Source organism: Microcystis sp. M165S2 (assembly GCF_020245885.1).
Lineage (GTDB): Bacteria > Cyanobacteriota > Cyanobacteriia > Cyanobacteriales > Microcystaceae > Microcystis.
The window spans coordinates 1-9,616 of record NZ_JADBTZ010000298.1; the positions used below are offsets into that span (position 1 = coordinate 1).

The window sequence follows — 9,616 nt, forward strand, 5'->3', positions numbered from 1 at the left end:
AAACCGTTGAAAATCCGATACTAAAATATAACGCGGTAACTCATGTTCCTTTAAATTGGGGAAATAATCCTTAGCCTGTTGTGTGGCTTTTTCTAAATCTTTCCCCTTCGATTTATGCTCAACTAAAATCGTTCCTTTCCATAGTAAATCAATAAAACCCTGTTTATTATCTGCTTTTTTGATCGGTTGCTCAAAACTGGCTACCCTACGCCGTGAAATGCCAAAGACATTAAAAAAATCATTCCAAAAAGATTGAGATTCTGCTTTTTCTGAAGTCTCCCCTTGCCACTCTTTTTGAAAAGCGATTGCGCGATTTTTAATTTCATTCCAACTTAAAGGCATAGTTTTAACTCCTTCCCTACCCCGCTAAGAGTTTGGGTAGGGAATCTGGCACATTCGTTGAAATAATCTTGATTAAGGTCTCTGGTCTTGATTTTGGGGATAACTGGGGAATAGATCCCTGGGGAAATCCTCGGCACTTAAACAGGTTTGTAAAGCTTGGGAGGGGTTATTTTTGTCCACATCACGACTGACAGCGATAACGCACTCGGAAAAGCGACCGGGTAATAAACTTTGACGACAGGAATCTAAAATCTGTGTAGAAATCCCTAATTTATCGGGTTCCTTGGCTGTTTCTGTTTCCGTTTGTTTGGGGGAATTAGCGGCAAACAAGGGGGCAGCGCGATGGATATCGACCACACAATTACCTAGGTCGATGGGACGACGCACTTGAAAACAAGCTTGCAGAGCCAGATTACCATCGATCGGGGTTTTGGATTTAATCATCGCCACACACCGGGATAATTCTTTGGGAATTAATGCTTCTGAACAAGCGGTGGCGGCATCTTGGGGACTGACTCCCGTGCGGACAATCTGACTGATACAGGCACTGAATTGATTATTGTTGCCAAATGCGATCGCTGCTCGGTTCATTTCTACTAAGCCAAGGGAAATAGCAGCGATTGCGCTCCAACTAGCAATTTTTTTAATATGGTTTTTCATTGTTTGCTCACACCGAAAATTTTAAGGCTAACTCGCCCTGATCTTAACAGATTCACAGAGAACAGGGAACACAGAGATGGGGGAAGGGAATTATGAAGTGGGGAGATGGGGGAATGGGGAGATGGGGGAATGGGGAGATGGGGGAATTTGACTAATACCCCAAAACCCTAACACCCTAACACCCCAAAACCCAAGGGCCAAAATTAGTATTCTGGTACAGTGGAATCGACTTCGCGACTCCAGGCGCTGATACCACCTTTAACGTTAATTCCTTCGATACCTGCCTCTTTGAGGATAGCGAGGGCTTTAGCGGAACGTCCCCCCATCTTACAATGGGCGATGAGACGATAACCGTTGACTAATTCCTTAATTTTGGGAATTGCCGCACCATTTTCGATATCGGGTAAGGGAATTAATACCGAGTTGGGAATCTTAGCGATTTGGTACTCGTTGGGATTACGCACATCGATGAGAATGTAATCATTGGCCTCGCTGTCAAGTAGGGTCTTTAACTCTACTACGGTTATTTCTGTCATTTTTTGCTGTTCTGCTGCTTCTTGTGCTTGAGCTTGCGGGATACCGCAGAATTGTTCGTAATCAATTAGTTTTTCAATAACGGGACGGATGGGATTCGGACGCAATTTTAACTCACGGAATTTCATTTCCCAAGCATTGTAAAGCAGTAAACGACCACTGAGGGTATCCGGTGCGCCGAGGATAATTTTAATGGCTTCTGTGGCTTGAATTGTGCCGATTACTCCGGGTAAAACTCCTAAAACGCCGCCTTCCGCACAGGAGGGAACCATCCCCGGTGGTGGCGGTTCGGGATAGAGATCGCGGTAGTTGGGACCGCCTTGGTAGTTAAAAACGGTTGCTTGTCCTTCAAAGCGGAAAATTGAGCCATAGACGTTGGGTTTGTCGAGAAGAACACAAGCATCATTAGTCAGATAACGGGTGGGGAAATTATCTGTCCCGTCGATGACTACATCATAGGGAGCTAAAATGTCAAGGGCATTTTCGGAACTTATGCGGGTTTCGTACAAATCCACCTGACAATAGGGGTTAATTTCTAGAATTCTGTCCTTAGCGGAAACAATTTTCGGTTTACCTACCCAAGAAGTGCCGTGAATAATTTGACGTTGCAGATTGGAACTATCGACGATATCGAAGTCAACAATACCGATTCTACCGATGCCAGCCGCCGCTAGATAGAGTAAAAGCGGGGAACCGAGTCCTCCGGTGCCGATGCAGAGAACACTGGCGGCTTTTAGTTTTTTTTGACCTTCTAAGCCCACTTCGGGCAGAATAATATGTCGAGAGTAGCGTTGAACCTCCTCTTTGGAAAGTTCGATCGCCGCGAGATGAGGATTTAGCATAGATTGGGTAAATAGTGAAACCTGACTCGATTCGGGCTAGAATTTCGTCTCAGCACGCTTTAGAGACAAAAATCAGGAAGACTCGATCGCTTCCTGTTTTTTCAATTCTTTCTATGCTTATGATAGTGTGAGGGTCTGGCTCCCTGTTGTTAATATTAGTTAACTTTCCCCTGCCACTTGGGTGCGGTATTCACTAGCGGAGAGGGTATCAGCCAAGGCAGTATCGGGATTTTCTACCCGCACTTTTAATAACCAACCCTCCCCGTGGGGATCATCGGCAATTAATTCGGGGGAGTCAATCATCGCTTGATTGCGATCAACTACGGTTCCCGAGACGGGAGGATAAAGATCTTCTACCGCTTTTACCGATTCAATCGTGCCGAAACTACTACCTACTTCCAGCACCTCTCCCAATTCGGGCAATTCTAGAAACACGATATCACCCAATTGATCGACGGCAAAAGCACTAATTCCCAAGGTAGCGATTTCACCTTCGAGTCTGACGTATTCGTGGGTTTCTAGGTATCTCAAATCCTCGGGATATTCCAGTTCCATCGTCTGTCTCTAAATATTTACAGCATCAGTTAGTTTACTAGATCTCTTGGGGAAAATGTTGATCGGGTGGGGCTGTTTTATTGGCGATCGCTGTAAACCCCACTCAGGAAGCTTTGGCTAAAATGGTCTTCTGGTTTAAAAACTGAATCGCCGTTTGGTATTGACTATCTTTTTCGGTGCCGATTTGCTCATAGGTGATCGGTTCCTGTGCCACCACTCGATCGGGCATAATTCCTAACTTATGAATATCATGGTGGGCGGGAGTTTCATATTTGGCCACGGTAATCGCTAATCCTGCCCCATCGGGTAACTCGAATAAGGACTGAATTAATCCCTTACCGAAAGTCTTTTCTCCCACTAAAACCCCCCGTTGATTGTCCTGTAATGCTCCGGCTAAAATCTCGCTGGCACTGGCGGTTCCCTGATTGACCAAAACGACTAAAGGCGCGTCAGTTAAAGCATTGCCAGAAGCGGCAAAACTATCGGCAATTCCCTCACGATTAACCGTATAAACGATCGTTCCCTGATTAATCCACATCCGAGCGATTTCTATGCCCGCTTGCAGTAACCCACCGGGGTTATTTCTTAAATCCAAAATATAACCCTTGGCTCCTTGTTTTTGTAAATTCGTCACCGCTTCCGAGACTTCTTTGGCAGCGTTAGCACTAAATTGATTTAAGCGCACATAACCGATCGGCAAGGAACTAGAATTTTTATCTAAAACCGCTACCACTGGACTTAAAGAAATGCGTTGACGGGTTAAAGATAGGGTTTTTGGTTGACTTTTTTGATCGGGAAGAATGACTAAGGAAACTTCTGTTCCGGGAGTCCCGCGCATTTTGGCCGCTGCTGCATCGAGGGTTAAAGTAGTAGTATCGATGCCATCAATAAACAAAATGCGATCGTGACTATTCAAACCAGCAGCCTCAGCAGGAGAACCGGCAAGGGGGGCCACCACTTCTAAGTAACCATTGTCGGGATTGATATTAATTTGCAGTCCTACCCCCGATAATTCCCCCGTGGTGCTAATTTGTAGGTTATGGTATTGATCCGGTCGCAAGAGACGGGTAAAGGGTTCATCGAGAGTAGCTAACATCTGTTCGATCGCATTGTAGGCCGCCGTCCGATCGTTGAGGGGTTTTTTGATGAATTGTTCCCGCACCTGCCACCAGTTTTGATGATTAAATGTGTCATCATAATAAGATTGGTTGACTAATCGCCAAGATTGCAGTAGTAATTTTTGTTCTTCGCTAAAGGCGGCTGCTGTGGGTGTCCATGCCATCCAAGTTAGACAAAACCAAAATCCCACCAATAATCCCACCCACAACGATTTTTTTCTCATCTTGCTTCTCTTATAAATCAAGTGCTGATCTGCTGATTATTTTCAGTATAGTCTTTTCTCTGAAATCGATTCTTATCTGGCAACTCTTTCCCTTCAAGGGATTCCCATAAAAAAGAGGGTAGTTAACCATAACTACCCAAAAAATTCTACTAGATCGGTGCAATTAAGCGATCGCTTAATTTCTCAGTAACTAGACAGCCACAACTTTTTTGCTGACTTGGGTTAATTGCCCTTTAGCATATTTGGCTGCGTAATCATCAAGGGACATTTGTTTGATTTTGCTGGCGTTACCGGCGGTACTAAATTGTTGATAGCGATCGGCACAAACTTTCTGCATATAGGTGATCGAGGGTTTCAAGAAGAAACGGGGATCAAACTCTTTCGGGTTGCTGAAAAGTGCTTCCCGAACTGCGGCGGTAATTGCTAAACGGCAGTCGGTGTCGATATTGATTTTACGCACACCACTCTTGATGCCTTTTTGGATTTCTTCCACGGGTACACCGTAGGTTTCAGGGATAGCGCCACCGAATTGGTTGATTAATTCTAGGAGATCTTCGGGAACCGAGGAAGAACCGTGCATAACCAAGTGGGTATTGGGTAAGCGGCTGTGAATTTCTTCAATGCGGCTAATAGCAAGAATTTCGCCAGTGGGTTTGCGGGTAAATTTGTAAGCACCGTGGCTAGTACCAATCGCTACTGCTAAAGCATCTACTTGGGTTCTTTCGACGAAATCCACCGCTTCATCGGGATCAGTTAACAGCATCGAGTGATCTAATTCCCCTTCAAAACCGTGTCCATCTTCCGCTTCTCCTTTACCGGTTTCTAAGGAACCTAAGCAACCGAGTTCCCCTTCCACACTAGCGCCGATCGAGTGAGCAACTTTTACTACTTCAGCAGTAACGTTAACGTTGTACTCGTAGGTGGCGGGAGTTTTGGCATCCGCTTCTAAGGAACCATCCATCATGACACTGGTGAAACCGTTACGGATCGCCGAGTAGCAGGTGGCGGGTTCATTACCGTGATCTTGGTGCATCACGATGGGGATATGAGGATAGGTTTCCACCGCGGCGGTGATCAAGTGACGCAGGAAGTTTTCCCCTGCATATTTGCGCGCACCGCGAGAAGCTTGCAGGATAACGGGGCTATCGGTGGCTGCCGCCGCTTGCATGATCGCTTGGATCTGCTCCATATTATTTACGTTAAAAGCGGGGATGCCATATCCGTTCTCAGCCGCGTGATCCAACAATAACCGCATGGGGACGAGTGCCATATCCTTTACTCCTTAATCTATTTCTTGTTTTTTGTCTCTTTAAATTCAAGAAAGTTAATTCTCTTACCTGTTAATCTTAAGATAGTTTTTACACTTTGACGATCCCCAAAAAAAATTTTTCCCAGTTTCGTCCTAAGATGACCACAATCTCCGTTGCGCTGGTCCTTTAAGTAGTTCGTGTGTATTAAATAGCAGCTGGGGAATCGGCAATTTTTCCGGGCAGCGAGGTAAACAATCACCGCATTCAGTACAATTATTCGCTTTGCGTCCGGGGAACCAATGACCGGCATTTTCCAGCATTCGATAGCGATACTGGCCAAAATCGGTCATTTCGTAAGCTACTGCCAGATTCCGCAGTCTCAACACTTCAGGGATATTAATATTTTCGGGACAGGGTAAACATTGATAACATTGGCTACATAGATCTGTAGCCAATTTATCGTTTAAATGTGTCTCTAAACGCTTAAAAACGGCAATTTCTGCCGCATCTAGGGGCTGATCTCCTTCGCATACGTTAATAATTGCCTCTAATTCCTCCGGTATCGCTGCCCCGACGCTGAGGGTATTAATGCGCGGATCGCTCAATAAAAAGCGATAATTTAGCTCTAGGGGTGAAAAAGGAGCGCATAATTCCTCTAGCTTCTTGGGAGGTCTGTGGAGACCACCTCCCTTATCAGCAGGGGAAATAATAAACACACCCATGTCCTTTGCTTGGGCTAAAGCGATCGCCGGTTGCTGTCTTTGCCAAAAAAAATAGTAATGGATATTGACAAAAGCGAAGAAATCTGTATTGATCGTCTCCAGAATAATTTCTAGGGGTGCATGGGTAGAAAAGCCAATATGACCGATTTTTCCAGCTTCTTGGGCCATAAAAACGGCTTTCATGCAGCCTTGCGGGTCTTTAATCCAGTTTAAATGCTCGCAGGTGTTAATACCGTGAATTGCTAGACAATCCAGGTAATTTAATTGTAATCGTTCTAGGGATTCGGCGATCGCTTTTTCCATAGTTTGGCGATCGGGAGTGGGAACCAATTTCGTAGTCAGATAAACTTGCTCCCGCACCCCTTGACGCTGCAGGTAGCGACCGAGAAAAACTTCGCTATTACCGTAACCTCTGGCTGTTTCTAGGTGATTAATCCCCAATTCTAGGGCGCGATCAACTGTTGCGGTAAACACCGACTCTGAGGACAAACAGCGCATTGTCCCCAGGGAAAACAGCGAAAATTGCCAATTAGTACGGCCAAATCGTCGATAACGCATTGATTCAGTTATCAGTTATCAGTTACCAGTTATCAGTTACCAGTTGTCAGCTTTTGAAGGCAAGAGGCAACAGGCACTCGTGCAAAAGACAGAATCTGACAATTCTCCTACCTAAAAAGAAGGTTAGAAACTAAGCACATCAAAGCTTTTAGCTTAACCAATTAGATCTTAGATTCGGCCCTTGTTATCAGTTATCAGTTAGAAGGTATTGGGGTGTGGGGTGTGGAGTGTGGGGAGAATAAAGCTGCCCCCTGATTCCTGACTCCTGAAATTTCACTGATCACTAAAATCACCGCGACGTTGGATCAGGTCTGAGGGGCTAAGATTGGAGACGAAATTGCGAAAAGCTTGACGTTCCTCTTCATCCGCGTCACGATCGACAGGGATAGAAGCAGAAGCGATCACTTCTTCCATTACCCAGACAGGACTGTTGGTACGCAGAGCAATAGCGATCGCATCACTGGGACGACAATCGATTTCTTTTTTGACTTCGCCGCGCTGGAGACAGAGAACAGCATAAAAGGTATTATCTTGGAGAGAATGGATGATAATCTTTTCTAAATCCATGTCCCAAACTTTAAAAATATTAGCGATCAAATCGTGGGTGAGGGGACGAGGGGGTTTTTGTTGTTCGAGGACGGTCATAATGGCCTTAGCCTGATCTTGTCCGATGTAGATAGGTAGAGCGCGACGCTCGGAACCATCCTTGAGCAGTACAATGGGACTGCGAGTGATAGCGTCTAGGGCAATTCCAGCGACTTTCATTTCGATCATGACTATGGCTTCTCCAAGATAGAGATTCAGCTAGGGAAGGAGTGGGAAAGCAACCTGAGTAATATAGTGCTTAGTTACACTCACAGTATGCCCTAAGATGGCAGAGATTAGCCTCATCTTTAACGAAAAAAATACATCACCCACCATCAGGCCTGAATCAGTGATCAGCTTTTTTCTCCCCACTCCGTTCTCCCCTCTACCCACACCCCAACTAAATTACTTAATTTGTGCTACGATAACAGTTTTGGGATAAATTTAAATAGGAGCAGACTGTCTGTATGTCTCGTTATAGAGGACCGCGCTTGCGCATTGTGCGTCGTTTAGGGGAATTACCAGGCTTAACCCGTAAAAGTGCCCGTCGTGCCTATGCACCCGGGCAACATGGCCAGGCCCGCAAAAAACGTTCAGAATATGCCATTCGTCTAGAAGAAAAACAAAAACTGCGTTTTAACTACGGTGTCAGCGAGAAACAATTAATTCGCTATGTCCGCAAAGCTCGCCGGGCTACTGGTTCCACTGGTCAAGTGCTGCTGCAACTCTTAGAAATGCGTCTGGATAATACCGTTTTCCGTCTCGGTATGGCTGGGACAATTCCGGGGGCTCGACAATTAGTCAATCACGGTCACGTCACCGTTAACGGTAGAGTTGTGGATATTGCCAGTTATCAGTGCCGTCCGGGTGATGTGATTGGAGTCAGAAATCAAGAGCGTTCCCAGGATCTAGTCAAAAGAAATATGGAATACCCCGGTTTAGCCAACCTGCCGAGTCATTTGGAATTTGACAAAAATACCCTTGTGGGCAAAGTTAATGGCGTTGTGGAAAGAGAATGGATTGCCCTCTCGATTAATGAACTGTTAGTAGTGGAATACTACTCTCGGAAAGTCTAGGAAAAAAGCCTTTTCCAGATACCTTGAGGACGCAAGTGGCAGCGTCCTTATTTTATTTGATGAATGATTTTTATGGCATCTGTGGTTTTAGGCATTGTTTATAATAAATCTTTCTTCATCGGGGTATTCATTGATTTAAGGTATATTTAGAGTAATTTACGGAACTCTTCAATAGTTAAACCAGCATCTTGAATTATCCCACCCATTGTAAAAGCTTTGATGGGGTTATTTCGAGGAATGGTTACTTGACGTATTCCATCACTCATCACGATATGTTTACTCTGACGTATTATGTTAAATCCCGCTTTTTCTAAAGCGCGTACTGCTTTAAGATGATTGATACCAGCAAGTTTAGGCATATCAAAACTTATTAGCAGTTACTTCAATTTCTCTTATTTCGACACCATGCAATCTATCTTTTAATGCTGCTAAATAATCCTCAATAGCATCTTGAATATTAAGGAATGCTTCTTCTTCTGTATCACCCTCAGACCAACAACCAGGTAAAGCAGGTACGCAAACGCTTATCCCTTCTTCAGACCGATAAATAGCAATTTGGTATTTCATTTTTTGTATATACAATATTTGCTTTTCTGCATCATTATAACATTAATATTATCACAATCGCAAAAACCCTAATAATTTCGTAAGAAAACCTCAAATGTCGCAGTTTGAAAAAACTCCGACACACCTTATATGCTATAACTTACAAGTTGCAGCGAGAGAAACTTCATCATTAGGTAAATAATAGTCGTCCTTTTGGTTCAGGAATGACTCGTTCTAGTTGTTTTGCAGTTTCAATCCATTCTTGAATAACAAGTTCAGCATTTTGTACAGCTTCTTGATAGGTTTCTCCATCTGCCATACATCCTGCTAATTTTGGAACTTCAACAATAAAAGATTGATCTTCCTCACTCCAATAAATAATTAATTCATAGCGAATTTTCATCTTTGCCTCCTAATTTATATTTTAAAATTAGATTACGAATTTGTTTGACTTGATAAGTTGTGTAGCGACTGTCTTGATTGTCAAGGGGTAACTCAAAAAACAATCAAGGAGTTGCTGTCGAACCTAAAATCTCAAGCCAGAAAAAAGCGCAGCAAAAACTAAGTCGCTCAGGTTAAACCAAAGCAAGCGCAACCCTTGATC

Annotated in this window: 12 protein-coding genes; 1 reads left to right on the forward strand and 11 read right to left on the reverse strand. The window is 44.2% G+C overall.

What is annotated here, in order from left to right:
• The 8 genes from IM479_RS15000 to IM479_RS15035 all read right to left on the reverse strand — a co-directional run.
• Window positions 1–342 (reverse strand): type IIL restriction-modification enzyme MmeI (locus tag IM479_RS15000; RefSeq protein ID WP_353737558.1); only part of this gene is annotated, 342 nt, incomplete at its 3' end.
• 72 nt (window positions 343–414) lie between these two features.
• Window positions 415–1,002, reverse strand: coding sequence for a hypothetical protein (locus tag IM479_RS15005; RefSeq protein WP_287686463.1), 588 nt, complete (start codon window positions 1,000–1,002; stop codon window positions 415–417).
• A gap of 203 nt (window positions 1,003–1,205) precedes the next feature.
• On the reverse strand, window positions 1,206–2,378 hold the full coding sequence (moeB, locus tag IM479_RS15010) for a molybdopterin-synthase adenylyltransferase MoeB (RefSeq protein ID WP_286823667.1): 1,173 nt from the start codon (window positions 2,376–2,378) through the stop codon (window positions 1,206–1,208).
• 159 nt (window positions 2,379–2,537) lie between these two features.
• Window positions 2,538–2,933, reverse strand: coding sequence for a glycine cleavage system protein GcvH (gcvH, locus tag IM479_RS15015; RefSeq protein WP_287686465.1), 396 nt, complete (start codon window positions 2,931–2,933; stop codon window positions 2,538–2,540).
• Window positions 2,934–3,036: 103 nt separating this feature from the next.
• Entirely contained in the window at window positions 3,037–4,275 is a 1,239-nt protein-coding gene (gene ctpA / locus IM479_RS15020; protein WP_287686467.1) for a carboxyl-terminal processing protease CtpA, read from the reverse strand.
• Between the two features lie 190 nt (window positions 4,276–4,465).
• Window positions 4,466–5,545 (reverse strand): class II fructose-bisphosphate aldolase, encoded by a 1,080-nt coding sequence (fba, locus tag IM479_RS15025; protein WP_286825611.1) that lies wholly within the window; start codon window positions 5,543–5,545, stop codon window positions 4,466–4,468.
• Window positions 5,546–5,677: 132 nt separating this feature from the next.
• Window positions 5,678–6,805 carry an aldo/keto reductase gene (locus tag IM479_RS15030; protein ID WP_287686469.1) on the reverse strand — a complete coding sequence of 376 codons (1,128 nt, stop codon included), beginning with the start codon at window positions 6,803–6,805 and terminating at the stop codon, window positions 5,678–5,680.
• 273 nt (window positions 6,806–7,078) lie between these two features.
• Window positions 7,079–7,579 carry a bifunctional nuclease family protein gene (locus IM479_RS15035; RefSeq protein WP_286825609.1) on the reverse strand — a complete coding sequence of 167 codons (501 nt, stop codon included), beginning with the start codon at window positions 7,577–7,579 and terminating at the stop codon, window positions 7,079–7,081.
• 278 nt (window positions 7,580–7,857) lie between these two features.
• Between IM479_RS15035 and rpsD the strand changes: the two genes are divergently transcribed.
• Window positions 7,858–8,466 (forward strand): 30S ribosomal protein S4, encoded by a 609-nt coding sequence (rpsD, locus tag IM479_RS15040; protein WP_287686471.1) that lies wholly within the window; start codon window positions 7,858–7,860, stop codon window positions 8,464–8,466.
• 146 nt (window positions 8,467–8,612) lie between these two features.
• Here rpsD and IM479_RS15045 read toward each other — a convergent pair whose 3' ends face one another.
• From IM479_RS15045 to IM479_RS15055, 3 genes are all read right to left on the reverse strand, one after another.
• A complete protein-coding gene (locus tag IM479_RS15045) occupies window positions 8,613–8,825 on the reverse strand; it encodes a type II toxin-antitoxin system HicA family toxin (RefSeq protein WP_158199315.1) in 213 nt (70 codons plus the stop codon).
• Between the two features lies 1 nt (window position 8,826).
• Window positions 8,827–9,033 carry a type II toxin-antitoxin system HicB family antitoxin gene (locus IM479_RS15050; protein WP_158199314.1) on the reverse strand — a complete coding sequence of 69 codons (207 nt, stop codon included), beginning with the start codon at window positions 9,031–9,033 and terminating at the stop codon, window positions 8,827–8,829.
• Between the two features lie 169 nt (window positions 9,034–9,202).
• Window positions 9,203–9,415, reverse strand: a complete 213-nt coding sequence (locus IM479_RS15055) for a type II toxin-antitoxin system HicB family antitoxin (RefSeq protein ID WP_287686473.1) — start codon at window positions 9,413–9,415, stop codon at window positions 9,203–9,205.
• Window positions 9,416–9,616: the final 201 nt, after the last annotated feature.

Coding starts and splice junctions, on each gene's coding strand:
- ctpA (WP_287686467.1), bottom strand. CDS start 4,275: ATGAGAAAAAAATCGTTGTGGGTGGGATTATTGGTGGGATTTTGGTTT.
- IM479_RS15030 (WP_287686469.1), bottom strand. CDS start 6,805: ATGCGTTATCGACGATTTGGCCGTACTAATTGGCAATTTTCGCTGTTT.
- fba (WP_286825611.1), bottom strand. CDS start 5,545: ATGGCACTCGTCCCCATGCGGTTATTGTTGGATCACGCGGCTGAGAAC.
- rpsD (WP_287686471.1), top strand. CDS start 7,858: ATGTCTCGTTATAGAGGACCGCGCTTGCGCATTGTGCGTCGTTTAGGG.
- IM479_RS15050 (WP_158199314.1), bottom strand. CDS start 9,033: ATGAAATACCAAATTGCTATTTATCGGTCTGAAGAAGGGATAAGCGTT.
- IM479_RS15035 (WP_286825609.1), bottom strand. CDS start 7,579: ATGATCGAAATGAAAGTCGCTGGAATTGCCCTAGACGCTATCACTCGC.
- IM479_RS15045 (WP_158199315.1), bottom strand. CDS start 8,825: ATGCCTAAACTTGCTGGTATCAATCATCTTAAAGCAGTACGCGCTTTA.
- IM479_RS15005 (WP_287686463.1), bottom strand. CDS start 1,002: ATGAAAAACCATATTAAAAAAATTGCTAGTTGGAGCGCAATCGCTGCT.
- moeB (WP_286823667.1), bottom strand. CDS start 2,378: ATGCTAAATCCTCATCTCGCGGCGATCGAACTTTCCAAAGAGGAGGTT.
- gcvH (WP_287686465.1), bottom strand. CDS start 2,933: ATGGAACTGGAATATCCCGAGGATTTGAGATACCTAGAAACCCACGAA.
- IM479_RS15055 (WP_287686473.1), bottom strand. CDS start 9,415: ATGAAAATTCGCTATGAATTAATTATTTATTGGAGTGAGGAAGATCAA.